Genomic DNA, 15,993 nt, shown 5'->3' on the forward strand with positions numbered 1-15,993 from the left:
TACGCGAGAACCGAACGACTGCGGCTGACGAAGAAATCTGCCGCCCATCTGGTTTCGCAGCCGCCGATGGTAGTTGGAGGGTCGCCCCTGCAAGAGTAGGACGTCGCTGGGCACCAAAGAAAGTCGTCACCGAGTAATCGGTGGCGGCTTTTTGTTTTGTTTAAAATGAAAAAAAAAAGCCGAAAGCTATCACTCTCCCTATCCACGTATGTGAGAATAGCTTTGAATCTCTTTGCAATTTTCTAGTTTTAAATAAATTTTCATAAGAATATTACATAGGTAAAAATTATTGATATATAGTAATCTACCAGTAAAATCTGTAGTAACAGGCAGTGACACAAGTAGGGATAGCGAGACAGATATACATCACACCTGCGCAGGCTAATGCTCACTCCACAGGAAGTGTCTGCCAGAGCGGACTTATTAAACGCATATAAATATTGATAATACTCTTAGAGAGCGTTTATACATTTATCTATTAAAATAGGAATTATGGACTCAAACCTAGTTTCAACTTAATAGTTTTTAATCTTTTAATAGACAAAGTAATAAAATAATTGAAAGAAAAGTCGGAATATATATATTATTTATCGATTCTTGACAGTCTATGTGCCCGCTGATAACCTTGTAATAATATTTAATTATAGAGGAGGAAGTCAGCGTAATGTGGGAATCGAAATTTCAAAAAGAAGGTTTAACATTCGACGATGTTTTATTAGTTCCAGCTCAATCAGAAGTTTTACCAAAGGATATTAATTTATCAGTACACTTAACATCAAAAATCAAATTAAATATTCCGGTGATCAGTGCTGGTATGGATACTGTTACAGAGGCGAAAATGGCTATTGCTATGGCACGCCAAGGTGGATTAGGAATTATTCATAAAAACATGAGCATTGAGGAACAAGCAGAACAAGTGGAAACAGTTAAACGTTCAGAGAATGGCGTTATCACAGATCCTTTTTATCTAACACCGACTCATCAAGTTTATGATGCAGAGCATTTAATGGGGAAATACCGCATCTCTGGCGTTCCTATAGTAAATAATGAAGAAGAACTAAAGCTAGTCGGAATAATTACGAATCGTGACCTACGATTCATTCAAGACTATTCTTTACCAATTAATGAAGTGATGACTAAAGAACAGTTAGTGACTGCTGCAGTTGGTACTACATTAGAACAAGCTGAAAAAATTCTTCAACAATACAAAATAGAAAAATTACCAATTGTAGATGATAACGGAATCTTAAAAGGTTTAATTACTATTAAAGATATTGAAAAAGTAATTGAGTTTCCTAACGCTGCTAAGGATCAACACGGCCGTTTGTTAGTTGGAGCTGCAGTAGGTGTTACAAGTGATACAATGATTCGCGTGCAAAAGTTAGTAGCTGCACAGGTAGATGTAATTGTTATCGATACAGCTCATGGGCATTCTAAGGGCGTAATAGATGTAGTGAAGGAAATAAGAGCAACCTATCCAGATTTAGATATTATTGCTGGAAATGTCGCAACTGGTGCTGCTACTAAGGCTTTATACGAAGCTGGAGCAGATGTAGTGAAAGTTGGTATCGGTCCAGGATCTATTTGTACTACTCGTGTAGTAGCAGGTGTTGGTGTACCACAAATTACTGCTATTTATGATTGTGCTTCTGAAGCTCGCAAGGCAGGTAAAACGATTATTGCTGATGGTGGTATTAAATTCTCTGGCGATATTGTAAAGGCTTTGGCTGCCGGAGGACATGTAGTTATGTTAGGTAGTCTACTGGCTGGAACTACCGAAAGCCCAGGAGAAACTGAAATCTTCCAAGGAAGACGTTTTAAAGTATACCGAGGAATGGGTTCTATTGCTGCTATGGAAAAAGGATCTAAGGATCGCTATTTCCAAGAGGATGCAAAGAAATTAGTTCCAGAAGGTATTGAAGGACGTCTACCATACAAAGGTCCACTTTCTGATACAATTCATCAGCTTCTTGGTGGAGTTCGAGCAGGTATGGGGTATTGTGGTACAGGCACTTTAGAAGACCTACGAGAAAATGCACAATTTATTCGCATGACTGGTGCCGGTCTACGAGAAAGTCACCCACATGATGTACAAATAACAAAAGAAGCACCAAACTACTCTATCTCTTAAAATAAGTAGAAACTTTCGCACCCATTACACGTCTATATATAGGCCGAATGGGTGCTTTTTTAAAGTGTTATGCACCTAGTTCAAAAAGTATGATAAAATGAGCATTGATAATAGAAAAAGTGGAGGTACAGTAGTGAAGAAATATTGGAAAACAACAATGGTAAAGTGGCTAGTACTTCCGATGTTGCTTGTGTCTTTAGTAGGTGGAATGCCAACTAACACAAAAGCAGAGGAAAGTTTAAATTTAAATGTTGATGCAGCGATCTTAGTAGATGCTGATTCTGGAAAAATTCTTTATGAGCAAAATGCAGATGCAGCTTTAGGAATTGCAAGTATGACAAAAATGATGACCGAATATCTTCTTTTTGAAGCAATAGAAGAAGGTAAAATTTCATGGGAACAACAATATTCAGTAAATGAATATACATATAAAATTTCTCAAGATCGTCGTCTAAGTAACGTGCCTCTACGCGAGGATGGTACTTATTCAATTCGTGAATTATACGAAGCAATGGCAATCTATTCAGCCAATGCAGCAACTATTGCAATAGCTGAAACAATTGCTGGAACTGAAGAAAACTTTGTGAAGTTAATGAATGAAAAAGCTGCAGAAATGGGCTTAGAAAACTATAAATTTGTAAATTCAACAGGCTTAAACAACGCAGATTTACAAGGGATGCATCCGGCAAGCACAGGAGAAACAGATGAAAATGTCATGCCTGCTAGCTCGGTGGCAAAATTAGCTTATCTTCTGATGAAAGACTATCCAGAAGTGTTAGAGACAACAAAGATTCCTCATAAAATTTTTCGCGAGGGCACATCGGATGCTATCAAAATGAGTAACTGGAACTGGATGCTACCAGGACTAGTTTACGAGTATGAAGGCGTAGATGGTTTGAAAACAGGAACAACAGATTTTGCAGGACATTCCTTTACCGGAACTGCTGAAAGAAACGGTATGAGAGTAATCGCTGTAGTCATGAAAGCAGTAGATGCTAACGGAAAAGGAAGTTATGAAGCTAGATTTGACGCAACTAGAGCGTTATTTGATTTTGGTTTTGCCCAGTTTACTAAAGTAGAGCTAATACCAGAAGGATATAAAATTCCTGGCCATAAAAATTTAAAAGTAAATAAAGGAAAAGAAGATACGGTTGCAATTGCAGTGAAAGAACCTATCTCTATGCTGATCAAATCCAGTGATAAAGATCTGTACAAGCCTGTTTTCACTCCATTAGAAGACAAGCTAGAAGCAGAAGTCAAGAAGGATACAGTAGTAGGAAAAGTCCATCTTGAAAAATCTGAAGGTACTGACTATGGGTACATTACTGGCGATCAAGGAAGTGTTGATGTAGTAACAACAGAAGCTGTAGAAAAAGCAGGTTGGTTCAGTTTAATGCTACAAGGCATCGGTAAATTCTTTAGCGGATTATGGGATAGTACAACTGATTTTGTTGGCGGCTTATTTTAACACTTAGGCATTGCAGATAAGGTTGTACATCTTCTATAAAAAGCACTGAAACTCTATATGAGTTTCAGTGCTTTTTGCTTGCAAGGGATATTATGATTTCTCTATTTTGATTGCCCGCATAAGTTCATGTATGGAGGACGAAAGATTCGTAAAATCTAATCCACCAAAACCTAAAACTAACCTTGGAACAGTTTCGTCAATGGGAGAGGTTATATACTTATGCAAACCATAGATTTGAATGTTAGCTTGTTGGGCAAGAGAAACAAGCTCCTCTTCCTTCCTATCTGTCTGGATGGTTAATAGAAGATGCATTCCTGCCTGTTCCCCTGAAAGATTAACAATAGGCTCGTACTCTGAAAGTGTCTTCGTGACTATTTCCAGCTTTCTTTTATAAATTTTACGCATTTTATTTAAGTGCTTTGCAAAGTGACCGTCCTCCATAAATTTCGCAAGTATATGCTGATCCATGCGTGGTACAGTAGCAGAATAATAATAGTATTTGTCCTTATATTGCTTTATAAGCGTGTTTGGAAGGATAGCGTAGGCAATCCTTAAGGAGGGCATGAGAGACTTCGAAAATGTGCTTAAATAAATTACACGGTCGTTTTGATCCATACCTTGTAAAGAAGGTATTGGTTTTCCTGTATATCTAAACTCACTGTCATAATCATCTTCAATAATATATCGTTTCTCTTCCTGATAAGCCCATGCTAGCAGTTGACTTCTGCGTGAGGCTGACATAACAGAACCAGTTGGAAATTGATGAGATGGTGTAACATACATAACCGTTGTATTAGTTTTCTCCAGCTCCTCCACCACTAACCCTTCCTCGTCTACTGGAACAGCAACAGACTTTTCCTCATTCTCTAAAAAAAGATGATGGGATAATGGATACCCAGGATTTTCGTAACCATAAACGGCTTTGTCACCAAGAAGACGAACGAGAAGTGGCATGAGTTGTTCTGTACCTGATCCTAAAATAATTTGCTCTGGTCTGCTTTTTACACCACGGGATTGATAAAGATAGGACGATATTTGTTGTCTTAGTATATAGTCTCCCTGAGGATGTCCTAGCTGCAATAGATCTTTATGGTCTTCATGGGCTAATTCTTTTGCGTATTTTCTCCAAAGAGTAAAAGGAAAAGAATCTTCATCTATCTTTCCCGGTGAGAAGTCTATATGGAAGGAAGTAGCTTTCTCTTCTTTTCCAATAGGAGTATCTTCCTTTTCAATCAGAGCTAGCTCTTCTATGTTTTGGACAAAATACCCTTTTCTTGGCTCTGAATTAATATATCCTTCTGCGACAAGCTGACTATACGAAAGCTCGATCGTTGTTTGACTTAGATCAAGGTATTCAGCTAGTTTTCTTTTAGATGGAAGCTTTTCTCCTTCCTTAATATGACCTTGCACAATGGCATTTTTTAAAAATTTATATAATTGTTCATATAATGGTAGATTTGTGTTTTTTTCTAAAGGGAGCATGAGAAAATCCATTGTATCATCCAATCTGACCACGTTCATTTTATTGTTTCTGGCACTTTTCATATGGTCAATTACCATTATACTAAATTTTATAACAATTAGGAGGTATATAGGATGAATTTACATATGACAGGAACAGAGTTAGTAAAAAGAGGTATGGCTGAGATGCAAAAGGGTGGAGTTATAATGGATGTTATTAATGCGGAGCAGGCTCGTATTGCAGAGGCAGCAGGAGCCGTGGCAGTTATGGCATTAGAACGTGTGCCTTCTGATATTCGTGCTGCGGGAGGAGTGGCTCGTATGGCCGATCCTCGCATAATGGAAGAGGTAATGAGTGCTGTAACGATTCCAGTCATGGCTAAAGCGCGTATCGGACACATCACGGAAGCCAGAATGCTAGAAGCAATGGGTGTGGATTATATTGATGAATCAGAAGTACTGACTCCAGCGGATGAGGAGTATCACCTTCGAAAAAGTGAGTTTACTGTTCCTTTTGTTTGTGGATGTAAGGACTTAGGAGAGGCTGCTCGACGCATAGGAGAAGGTGCATCCATGCTTCGCACAAAAGGAGAGCCTGGGACAGGGAATATTGTAGAAGCAGTTCGTCATTTGCGTAAGGTAAATGCCCAAGTGAGAAAGATTGTGCATATGGATGAGGATGAATTAATGACAGAGGCAAAAATTCTTGGAGCACCGTATGAAATTTTATTGCAAATTAAGCACAAAGGAAAATTGCCAGTAGTAAATTTCGCAGCAGGAGGAGTTGCAACTCCAGCAGATGCTGCACTAATGATGGAGTTAGGAGCAGACGGAGTATTTGTCGGTTCAGGTATATTTAAATCCGATAATCCAGAGAAATTTGCTCGCGCTATTGTAGAGGCAACTACTCATTATCAAGATTATAAATTATTAGTGGAGATTTCAAAGGATTTAGGAATCCCTATGAAGGGAATAGAAATTTCTCGTTTATCCACTGCTGAGCGTATGCAAGATCGAGGGTGGTAAAATGGTGAAAATAGGAGTGCTTGCTCTCCAAGGTGCCGTTACGGAACATATCCGTTCAGTGGAGGAATGCGGGGCAAAGGCAGTAAAGGTTAAAACAAAAGAGGACTTGAAAGAAATAGATGGTTTAATCCTACCTGGTGGAGAAAGTACCGCAATGCGCAAGCTTATAGACCGGTTTGATTTACTAGGTTGTTTAAAGCAGTTTGCAGAGTCAGGCAAGCCTATGTTTGGTACTTGTGCTGGTCTTATATTATTAGCAAAGCAAATTCAAGGTCAGGATACACATCATATTGGTGTGCTACAAGCAACTGTCGCAAGAAATTCCTTCGGTCGTCAGGTGGATAGCTTTGAAACTAATTTAGATATTCAAGGGATAGCAGCAGATTTTCCTGCTATTTTTATAAGGGCTCCACATATTGTGGAAGTAGATAAAAGTGTAGATATTCTTGCTACCCACGAAGAACGCATCGTAATGGCAAGACAGAATCATATATTGGGATGCTCCTTTCATCCCGAATTAACAAATGATCATCGTATAACTGCCTATTTTATACAAATGGTTCAGGAATCGCTTGCCAAACCGGTCAACCTATAGTAAAGTATGGTTAATTTCATGATTTAAAAAACGATGATAGGAAGTAGTAGCAAGTAAGTTTTTTTTAGAGAGTCAGCGGCTGGTGGGAGCTGATAAAAGCGCTTGTGAATCCGTCCTTTGAGTTGCGCAGCTGAAAAATAGGTAAGCTGTGGCCGGTTGAAAAGCCGTTATTAGACAAGTGGATCTGAGATGTCAGATCAATCAGGGTGGCAACGCGGGTAGCTCTCGTCCCTTTTATAAGGGATGGGGGCTTTTTTGTCGTTTTTTATGAATTTAAATCTGGTTAATAGGCCAAAAATATCAAGAGGAGGAAATCATATGTTAGATGTAAAATTTGTACGTGATAATTATGAAGAAGTGAAAGCTAAACTTGCGAAGCGTGGAGAAGATATCTCCGAGTTCGATCAATTTCTTCCTTTAGACCAAAAGCGTAGAGAATTAATAGCAAAAACAGAAGTACTAAAGGCAGAAAGAAACGAGGTTTCTCAAAAAATCTCACAAATGAAACGAAATAAAGAGAATGCTGATGATGTAATCGCTCGCATGCGTGAAGTAGGCGATGAGATTAAAGCATTAGATGAAGAACTACGCCAGGTAGAAGAAAAATTTGAATATATGATGATGCGCATTCCAAATATTCCACATGATGACGTTCCAATTGGCGATTCTGAGGATGATAATGTTGAAATTCGTAAATGGGGAGAGGTCCCTGCGTTTAACTTTGATACAAAGGCTCATTGGGATATCGCCACAGATTTAAAAATTGTGGACTTTGAACGAGCTGCAAAAGTAACTGGAAGCCGTTTTGCTTTTTACCGTGGTTTAGGGGCAAGATTAGAGCGCGCGCTATGGAATTTCATGATGGACCTTCATTCAGAAGAGCATGGCTATGAAGAAATGCTACCACCATATATGGCAAACCGTATGAGCCTAACAGGTACTGGACAGCTTCCAAAGTTTGAAGAGGATGCTTTCTTAGTTAACGAGGAGGATTATTTCTTAATCCCAACGGCTGAGGTGCCAGTAACTAACTTCTACCGGGATGAAATTTTAGATGGAGCTGATCTTCCACAAGCCTTTACTGCTTTTAGTGCTTGTTTCCGTTCAGAGGCTGGTTCTGCAGGTAGAGATACACGCGGACTAATCCGTCAGCATCAATTTAATAAAGTTGAGCTGGTACGTTTTGTTAAACCAGAGGATTCTTACGAGCAATTGGACCTTCTAACAGGACATGCAGAAAAGGTTCTTCAGCTTTTAGGACTTCCATATCGTGTGCTACGTATGTGCACAGCAGATCTTGGATTCACTGCAGCGAAGAAGTATGATATTGAAGTATGGTTACCAAGCTATGGCGAATATAAAGAAATTTCTTCATGCAGTAACTTCGAGGACTTCCAAGCTCGTCGTGCTGGAATCCGTTTTAGAAGAGAACCGGGTGCTAAGCCTGAGTTTGTACACACATTAAACGGTAGTGGACTAGCAATCGGACGCACAGTAGCTGCCATCCTAGAAAATTATCAGCAACCAGACGGTTCAGTTAAAATCCCAGAGGTCCTACAACCATATATGGGCGGAAAAACAATTATTAAATAAAGAAAAGCGAAAGCGCCTATGTCTGCCCCGACAGGCAAATGGGGAAAAGTGAGGAGGCAGCTCTTCAGCCACCGGAACTTTTATTCATTTGACCCCGAGGGGCAAGGTGCAGAAGCTAGCCATAAAGAAAAGCGAAAGCGCCTATGTCTGCCCCGACAGGCAAATGATCCGTTATAAGATACTTTTAATGATATAAAAGTAAGAACCAAAAACGCCTAGAGTTCTAAGCGTTTTTGGTTCTTTTTCTTTAGTCGTAGCTCTCGAAAGAAAGTCGTTAGTAAATTACCACAGGTTTCCGCAAGAACCCCTTCTGTTACCTCACAGACATGGTTGAATCGAGTGTCATTTAAAAGCGAATACAGAGAATCTACACACCCTGCCTTCATGTCTCTTGCACCATATACCACTCGAGGGATACGTGACTGTAATATTGCTCCAGCACACATAGGGCAAGGCTCTAAAGTTACATAAAGGGTTGTTTCTTCGAGTCTCCAGCTACCAATTTTGGCACATGCCTCTTGAATAGCCAGAAGTTCTGCATGTGTCGTTGCATTTTGGGTTGTTTCTCGTAGATTGTAGGCACTCGCAATTACCTCATTTTTATGTACGATAATTGCTCCGATCGGAACCTCACCTATGGCAGCAGCCTTTTTTGCTTCCTCAATTGCTAAATTCATATAATATTGATCCATTTGGAGTCAACTCCTTACGCGTATTTTAGCATGTTTTGTAGATAACGTGCATATTCTGATTTGAAGGAGTGATGCGATGATTTATACAGTTAAGTTAGGTGATAGCTTATATTCTATTGCAAGACAGAATGGTACTAGTGCGGCTACTATTGCTTCGATCAATGGCTTGCCGAACCAGGATGTATTGGTCGTTGGACAATCATTAGTCTTACCCTCTACTCCAAGTCCAAATCGGCCAATGATTGAAACCAATTTATATGTGGAATGGTATACCGAGGCTCCATCTGAAACAGTTATTAGCCAAGTAGAAAATGTAGCCTCTCTATTAACCTACATGATGCCATTTGCTTTTGAAGTTAAAAGAGATGGGTCATTGACTAAAATGGATTGGGGAAGGTTGCCAGAAGTTGCTGCGGCAAATAACGTGGAAGAAGTTGTTATAATAGTCAATATTGAAGAAGGTGCTTTTAGCGACACATTAGCTCATACCATTTTTACGAATGAGGAAGTGAAGCAAAGAGTATTTGAAGAGACAGTTGCTGAGGCTAATAGAAGAGGAACGAATCATATTCATACTGATTTTGAATATATAGATCCAAATGATCGGGAAGCATACGTAACTTTCTTAAAAGAGTTTCGGGCTTTTGCTCCTAGCTTCATTTTTTCTGCTAGCCTAGCTCCAAAAACAAGTGCTAACCAGCCTGGTAAGTGGTATGAAGGACACGACTATAAGGCTCTAGGTGAGGTGCTAGACTTCGTCGTCATTATGACATATGAATGGGGCTATAGTGGAGGACCCCCGATGGCTGTGTCTCCAATAGGTCCGGTAAGAAAAGTTTTAGAGTATGCCATAAGTGAAATACCTTCACAAAAGGTTATGATGGGTCAAAACCTGTACGGCTATGATTGGACATTACCTTACAAAGTAGGCAATCCTTTTGCAAGAGCAATTAGTGCCCAAGCAGCAGTTCAACTGGCAATCGATCGAAATGCCGCGATAGAATATGATGAAGTTGCCCAGGCACCTTTTTTTAATTACTGGAGGGACGGAAAAGAGCATGAAGTGTGGTTCGAGGATGCTCGTTCTATTCAGGCTAAGTTCAATCTTTTAAAGGAACTGAACCTTTTAGGAATCTCCTACTGGCATAGTGGCTTCAATTTTCCACAGAATTGGTATCTTTTAAATGACATGTTTCGTATTAAGAAAAAATAGGGGATATTTGTCTTTCTCTGGAAAGACAAATATCCTCTATTTTTCGTCATATCCCTATGCTAAAATAGAGGATACGACTTGAAACTTTAGAGTGAGGTTAGAGATATGTCTATTCCATTTATAACGGTAGAGGGTCCAATAGGTGTTGGTAAAACCTCATTGGCCAAAGCAATTGCTAATACATATCAATTTGAATTGTTAAAAGAGATCGTAGACGAAAACCCCTTTTTAAATAAATTCTATGAAGATATAGCAGAGTGGAGCTTTCAAACTGAAATGTTCTTTCTTTGTAATCGCTATAAGCAATTAAGTGATATTGAAAAAAAATACTTATCCAACGACACAGCAGTTGTTGCGGATTATCATATTTTTAAAAATCTTATTTTTGCAAAACGCTCTCTAAATGAGGTCGAGTATGAGAAATACGAGTCCATTTATCATATTTTAACGAAGGATATGCCAATCCCGAACATGGTAATTTATTTAGATGCAAGTATAGACGTGCTAGAAAATCGTATTGATTTACGTGGGAGAGAGTTCGAAAAGAAAATTAGTACAAGCTATCTAGAGCAACTTTCATCGGACTATAGAATGTTTATAAATGACTTTGAAGCAAAGCACCCAGACGTACCTGTTATTCGTTTCAACGGTGATGAAATGGACTTTGTACAGAACAGCCAGGATTTAAATATAATTTTAGAAAAAGTAAGTGCTACACTACTTAAAAGGAGTAAATAACATGAACTTAAGAGAAAAGTATGGCATCCCAGCCAATGCTGTCATTACTATTGCAGGAACTGTAGGTGTTGGGAAATCTACTATGACAAAAATGCTTGCTGACGCATTACATTTTAAGACTTCGTTTGAAAAAGTAGATACTAACCCATATCTTGACCGTTTTTACGAGGATTTCTCTAAATGGAGCTTTCATTTACAGATTTACTTCTTAGCAGAGAGATTTAAGGAACAAAAGAGAATGTTCGAATATGGTGGAGGGTTTATCCAGGACCGTTCTATCTATGAGGATACAGGTATTTTTGCGCAAATGCACAAGGAAAAGGGAACGATGGATCCGATCGATCATGAGACATATACAAGCCTATTCGAGGCAATGGTGATGACACCGTATTTCCCGCATCCGAACCTTTTAATTTATTTAGAAGGTTCATTGGACAGTGTAATCGATCGTATTCATGAAAGAGGCCGTCCGATGGAGCAGCAGACGCCAATCGCTTATTGGGAAGAAATGCATGGTCGTTATGAAAAGTGGATTGATGGATTTAATGGTTGCCCGGTGCTTCGCCTTAACATTAATGATTATGATATCGTAGAAAATCCTGAAGATGTCGAGCTAATTCTTGAAAGAATTGGGCATTTTATGGAACAAACACAAACAATCACCTTACGTAAATAATGAAAGCTTCCGCATGTATTGCGGAAGCTTTTTTGTTACAAAGGAGGATATTTAGTAAAAGGGGAGAATTCGAACTGGTGGTAGTGTGAGGAAAGGAAGATTAAACATGGAAAGCTTGGACCGTGTGAGTATGTGGAGGATATTATTATGAGTCAATTCATAAAATAAAAAAGAAGCTGACCCATAAAAAGTCAACTTCTTAATATTCTGAACATGTATGGCTAAGAAAAATTCGTTACAAAAGCAACGAATTCAATCTCAAATTTATGCGTGTGTGTTGTTAAAAAATGGAGGAGGAAGAGGGATTCGAACCCCCGCGCGGTATGACCCGCCTGTCGATTTTCAAGACCGATCCCTTCAGCCAGACTTGGGTATTCCTCCGAAGTACAAGAACTAATTTATCATGGATGAAATTCAAAGTCAACATTTTTGAAAAAAATATAGTATTTTTTTAGAATAGAGTTATAGAAAAAGAGGAAAAGGATATTTCCATTGATTTCTCAACAAAAAAAGCTTATACTGAATATTGCCGTGCTAGGTGGGAAGGTAGCGGTGTCTTGTAACTCGCAATCCGCTCTAGCGAGACTGAACCCCTTCTCGAGGTTGTTTATATGTAGGGTCTGGTATTTGCACGTGATGTTGACGTCTGGGTCCTGCGCAATGGGAGCCCATGAACCATGTCAGGTCCGGAAGGAAGCAGCATTAAGTGGTGCATTCTCATGTGCCGCAGGGTTGCCTAGACTGAGTTAACGACAAAGGTGCCGCCTATGTGTATCAATCGAAGGAAGGTGCACGGCTTTAAATTATATAATTCAAACTCATTCATCTTCGGAGGAATGAGTTTTTTTATTTGTCCATATTAGAGTTTGGAGCAGAAGTACAGTTCTCTTTATGATATAATTAGTCCATACTTTACTTAAACAAAAGAGGGAGGGAAACTTGTTGTCGTATCAAGCTTTTTACCGCGCTTATCGACCTCAGTCGTTTGCGGAAATGTCCGGTCAAACTCATATCAAGCAAACCCTTCAAAATGCCCTCCTTTATAATAAAACTACTCATGCATATCTATTTTCAGGACCAAGAGGAACAGGGAAAACAAGTGCCGCAAAGATATTTGCAAAGGCATTGAACTGTGAAAATGGCCCTGCAAAGGAACCATGTAATGAATGTGAGACTTGTAAAAGCATTACAGAGGGTTCCAACACAGATGTAATTGAGTTCGATGCTGCTTCTAATTCTCGCGTAGAGGAAATAAGAGATATTATTGAAAAGGTGCGTTTTGCTCCTTCCAATGCTCGTTTCAAAGTTTATATTATAGATGAAGTGCATATGCTTTCTACCAGTGCCTTTAATGCTTTATTAAAAACATTAGAAGAACCACCGGCACATGCCGTCTTTATACTGGCAACCACAGAGCCACATAAAATACCATTAACCATCATTTCTAGATGTCAGCGTTTCGATTTTAAACGTATTACCTCGACTGATATCGTTTCTAGAATGATAGAAGTGCTGACAGATGCGCAAATTGAATACGATGTAAATGTTTTGAAAATCATTGCCCAGGCTGCAGCAGGAGGGATGCGAGACGCCCTCAGTATGTTAGATCAGGTGGTATCCTTTAGTGGCGAAACAATGACTATAGAAGATGCTTTACTTGTAACTGGTTCAATAGGTCAGGATGTATTTTATCAGCTTGCAGAAGCATTGAGTGAAAGAGATGTTGCCCATGCATTAGGGAGCATTGAAAAGCTCGTAGATGACGGAAAAGATCCTGTAAGATTAACAGAGGATTTTATTACGTTCTATAGAGATTTATTAGTACTACAGGTAGCTCCCGATCAAGCGGAATTGTTAGAAATTGCTACGGGAGATGAGCATTTTAGAGAACTTGCCTTTAAGTTTCCGGTAGAAACCCTTTATAAGAGTATCTCGATTCTTACAAACACCCAACAAGAAATGCGTTTTTCTAATCATGCGAAGGTCTATTTAGAAACTGCCATTATACGGTTGGCACAAGTACCTCAAGATGCAAACGTAGGTAACGTTAATACCACTGAATTAGAGAATAAAGTCCAGTTGCTTGAAGGACAATTACAACAACTTCAGCAGCAATTAAGCCAAGGCACTTATACTACAGGAAACAGTCAAGGGGCTCAGCAGGAACAACCCAAGAGAACAAGACAAAAAGCCTCAGGAGTCAAAGTGTCTAGTGGACGTATTCAAGAAATTTTAAAAATGGCGACAAAATCAGATATCCAAGCCATTAAATCTCATTGGGCAACTATCTTACAACAGCTACAAAAGTCACATGCAGCGTTATTAAATGATGCAGAGCCAGTTGCAGCATCTTCTACTGCATTTGTGTTAAAATTTAAGTATGATATACATTGTCAAATGGCAATGGAGAATAAAACATTCTCAACTTCTTTCCCTCAGCTTATCGCGAATCTTACTGGAACGATGTATGAGGTAGTGTATGTACCTGAAGAAAGTTGGTTAAAGATTAGAGAAGAATTTATTCAGCAAAATGGATTAAAGAAAGATTCAACAGAGTCAGAGGCGGCGTCTTCTTCAGAACCATTAGAAGCGATGGAGTTACTACAAGGAATGGAAGAGATTTCAGAGGATCCATTGATTGTGGAAGCTGAGAGGCTTTTCGGCAAAGATTTTGTAGAAGTACATGATGACTAAGGAGGAAAATAATTATGCGTGGAATGGGAAATATGCAAGGTATGATGAAACAAATGCAAAAGATGCAAAAGAAAATGGCTGAAGCTCAAGAGGAGTTAGCAACTCAACGTTTTGAAGCAGTTGCCGGCGGTGGAATGGTGAAAGTTACTGTTTCAGGACAAAAAGAAGTACTAGAGGTAGCTTTAGACCCTACTGTTGTAGATCCAGACGATGTGGAAATGCTACAAGACTTGATCGTAATTGCAACCAACGAAGCAATGAAAAAAGCGGAAGAAACAGCTAATGCCACTATGGGTCAATTCACGAAAGGATTGAACCTTCCTGGCATGTTCTAGGAGGACAAATCATGCATTATCCTGAACCGATATCAAAGCTAATTGAAAGCTTTATGAAATTGCCAGGAATCGGGCCCAAAACAGCGGCCCGTCTGGCATTTTTTGTGTTAACTATGAAAGAAGATACAGTACTAGACTTTGCTAAAGCTCTAGTAGACGCTAAAAGGAACTTGAGCTACTGTTCGGTTTGTGGACATATCACGGACATAGATCCTTGCCATATTTGTCAGGATAAACAGCGTGATGGATCTATGATCTGTGTAGTACAAGATACAAAAGACGTAATTGCAATGGAAAAAATGAGAGATTACAATGGTTTATACCATGTACTGCATGGGGCTATCTCACCGATGGATGGAATAGGTCCAGAGGATATTAATGTACCGACCCTTTTAAAAAGATTACAGAATGACCAAGTAGAAGAACTGATTTTAGCAACAAACCCTACTATAGAAGGAGAAGCAACCGCGATGTATATTTCTCGTCTAGTAAAGCCTTCAGGCATTAAGACTACGAGGATTGCCCATGGTTTGCCTGTAGGTGGAGATTTAGAGTATGCAGATGAGGTTACTCTTTCTAAAGCATTAGAAGGACGCAGGGAGCTATAAGGAGATGTAGAGCTGGATGTTTTTTAAAAAGGGGAAACTGAAAAAAGAATTTGATGAACGGTTTGTAGAGCTTATTAAAGCTACCAAAGAAGATTGGCAACAAGCTCAACGAATTGAAGATTACTTGAATGACTATGATTTAGATGCAGTTGCTAAAAGGAAAATGGCAGAGAGTATACACTTCTATCTATATAAAGAGGCAAAGATTCGAAATGTAATTATAAAATAGAATATTAATAGTACTAGCTTCATATAATAAGGATATTGATTTTATGGAGGGATAATTACATGAAGTTAACCATTATTGTGTGTTCGCTAGTATTATTACTGTTTTTAGTATTCAAGAGTTCGTCTTCTAATTTATTTGAGAGTATTTCTATCTTGTTATTTCGTTTAGGGTTTTCTATCTTACTGTTATTCGGAGTTCATTTATTACTTGGAACGGCAGGATACGCGGTCCCGATCAATCTCTTTACAGGCGCAGTAGTAGCAGTATTAGGAGTTCCAGGAGTAGCGTCAGTAGTAGCTATTTCTATACTAATATAAAAAAATAAAAAAAGTTTTTAAAAAGTGTTGACGTAAGTTTAAAACGAGTGTAATATAGTAGAAGTCGCCAAGAGGTAAACAAGTTTGGCTGACACAATGAACATTGAAAACTGAACATGCAAAACGTTAAGACATACAGCATCAACAAGCTTCGGCTTGATTGACGCAAAACAATTTTTGACATCATTTAATGATGATGCCAGCAAAACAAAATGAG

Annotated in this window: 15 protein-coding genes, 1 tRNA gene, 1 other RNA gene and 1 other annotated feature; of the genes, 14 read left to right on the top strand and 3 right to left on the bottom strand. The window is 38.9% G+C overall.

Going from position 1 to position 15,993, the window contains the following annotated elements; translation table 11 throughout:
* The first annotated feature begins 664 nt into the window (after positions 1-664).
* On the top strand, positions 665-2,131 hold the full coding sequence (guaB, locus tag M3627_RS20035; RefSeq protein WP_169361358.1) for an IMP dehydrogenase: 1,467 nt from the start codon (positions 665-667) through the stop codon (positions 2,129-2,131).
* 157 nt (positions 2,132-2,288) lie between these two features.
* Positions 2,289-3,599 carry a serine hydrolase gene (locus tag M3627_RS20040; RefSeq protein ID WP_446740173.1) on the top strand — a complete coding sequence of 437 codons (1,311 nt, stop codon included), beginning with the start codon at positions 2,289-2,291 and terminating at the stop codon, positions 3,597-3,599.
* A gap of 90 nt (positions 3,600-3,689) precedes the next feature.
* On the opposite strand, the gene pdxR is transcribed toward M3627_RS20040, so the two are convergent.
* A complete protein-coding gene (pdxR, locus tag M3627_RS20045; protein ID WP_353056484.1) occupies positions 3,690-5,159 on the bottom strand; it encodes a MocR-like pyridoxine biosynthesis transcription factor PdxR in 1,470 nt (489 codons plus the stop codon).
* A 36-nt stretch (positions 5,160-5,195) separates the two neighbouring features.
* Between pdxR and pdxS the strand changes: the two genes are divergently transcribed.
* From pdxS to serS, 3 genes are all read left to right on the top strand, one after another.
* Positions 5,196-6,086 (top strand): pyridoxal 5'-phosphate synthase lyase subunit PdxS, encoded by an 891-nt coding sequence (pdxS, locus tag M3627_RS20050; RefSeq protein ID WP_169361356.1) that lies wholly within the window; start codon positions 5,196-5,198, stop codon positions 6,084-6,086.
* A gap of 1 nt (position 6,087) precedes the next feature.
* Entirely contained in the window at positions 6,088-6,681 is a 594-nt protein-coding gene (gene pdxT / locus M3627_RS20055) for a pyridoxal 5'-phosphate synthase glutaminase subunit PdxT (RefSeq protein ID WP_169361355.1), read from the top strand.
* A 24-nt stretch (positions 6,682-6,705) separates the two neighbouring features.
* Positions 6,706-6,917, top strand: a binding site (T-box leader).
* A gap of 82 nt (positions 6,918-6,999) precedes the next feature.
* Positions 7,000-8,274, top strand: coding sequence for a serine--tRNA ligase (gene serS / locus M3627_RS20060; protein ID WP_169361354.1), 1,275 nt, complete (start codon positions 7,000-7,002; stop codon positions 8,272-8,274).
* Positions 8,275-8,489: 215 nt separating this feature from the next.
* Here the strand turns inward: serS and tadA are convergent, their stop codons facing one another.
* A complete protein-coding gene (gene tadA, locus M3627_RS20065) occupies positions 8,490-8,966 on the bottom strand; it encodes a tRNA adenosine(34) deaminase TadA (RefSeq protein ID WP_169361353.1) in 477 nt (158 codons plus the stop codon).
* A gap of 76 nt (positions 8,967-9,042) precedes the next feature.
* Between tadA and M3627_RS20070 the strand changes: the two genes are divergently transcribed.
* The 3 genes from M3627_RS20070 (at position 9,043) to M3627_RS20080 (ending at position 11,593) form a co-directional block, all read left to right on the top strand.
* Complete coding sequence (locus M3627_RS20070) at positions 9,043-10,179, top strand: glycosyl hydrolase family 18 protein (protein ID WP_169361352.1); 1,137 nt, start codon at positions 9,043-9,045, stop codon at positions 10,177-10,179.
* Between the two features lie 105 nt (positions 10,180-10,284).
* Positions 10,285-10,917 (top strand): deoxynucleoside kinase, encoded by a 633-nt coding sequence (locus M3627_RS20075; protein WP_169361351.1) that lies wholly within the window; start codon positions 10,285-10,287, stop codon positions 10,915-10,917.
* Between the two features lies 1 nt (position 10,918).
* The gene (locus tag M3627_RS20080) at positions 10,919-11,593 is read left to right on the top strand and encodes a deoxynucleoside kinase (protein WP_169361350.1); all 675 of its coding nucleotides are present in this window, start codon (positions 10,919-10,921) and stop codon (positions 11,591-11,593) included.
* Between the two features lie 288 nt (positions 11,594-11,881).
* Here the strand turns inward: M3627_RS20080 and M3627_RS20085 are convergent.
* Positions 11,882-11,974 (bottom strand) — tRNA-Ser (locus M3627_RS20085).
* 148 nt (positions 11,975-12,122) lie between these two features.
* Here M3627_RS20085 and ffs point away from each other — a divergent pair.
* From ffs to M3627_RS20115, 6 genes are all read left to right on the top strand, one after another.
* Positions 12,123-12,389: signal recognition particle sRNA large type (gene ffs, locus M3627_RS20090), an RNA gene on the top strand.
* A 146-nt stretch (positions 12,390-12,535) separates the two neighbouring features.
* Complete coding sequence (dnaX, locus tag M3627_RS20095; RefSeq protein ID WP_169361349.1) at positions 12,536-14,287, top strand: DNA polymerase III subunit gamma/tau; 1,752 nt, start codon at positions 12,536-12,538, stop codon at positions 14,285-14,287.
* Between the two features lie 14 nt (positions 14,288-14,301).
* On the top strand, positions 14,302-14,622 hold the full coding sequence (locus M3627_RS20100; protein WP_169361348.1) for a YbaB/EbfC family nucleoid-associated protein: 321 nt from the start codon (positions 14,302-14,304) through the stop codon (positions 14,620-14,622).
* An 11-nt stretch (positions 14,623-14,633) separates the two neighbouring features.
* On the top strand, positions 14,634-15,230 hold the full coding sequence (gene recR, locus M3627_RS20105) for a recombination mediator RecR (RefSeq protein WP_169361347.1): 597 nt from the start codon (positions 14,634-14,636) through the stop codon (positions 15,228-15,230).
* Positions 15,231-15,246: 16 nt separating this feature from the next.
* The gene (locus M3627_RS20110; RefSeq protein ID WP_169361346.1) at positions 15,247-15,459 is read left to right on the top strand and encodes a YaaL family protein; all 213 of its coding nucleotides are present in this window, start codon (positions 15,247-15,249) and stop codon (positions 15,457-15,459) included.
* A gap of 59 nt (positions 15,460-15,518) precedes the next feature.
* Positions 15,519-15,776: a pro-sigmaK processing inhibitor BofA family protein gene (locus tag M3627_RS20115; RefSeq protein ID WP_169361345.1), complete on the top strand. Its 258-nt coding sequence runs from the start codon at positions 15,519-15,521 to the stop codon at positions 15,774-15,776.
* The last annotated feature ends 217 nt before the right edge of the window (positions 15,777-15,993 follow it).

The organism is Psychrobacillus sp. MER TA 171 (assembly GCF_023713305.1).
In the GTDB taxonomy this organism is placed as follows: domain Bacteria; phylum Bacillota; class Bacilli; order Bacillales_A; family Planococcaceae; genus Psychrobacillus.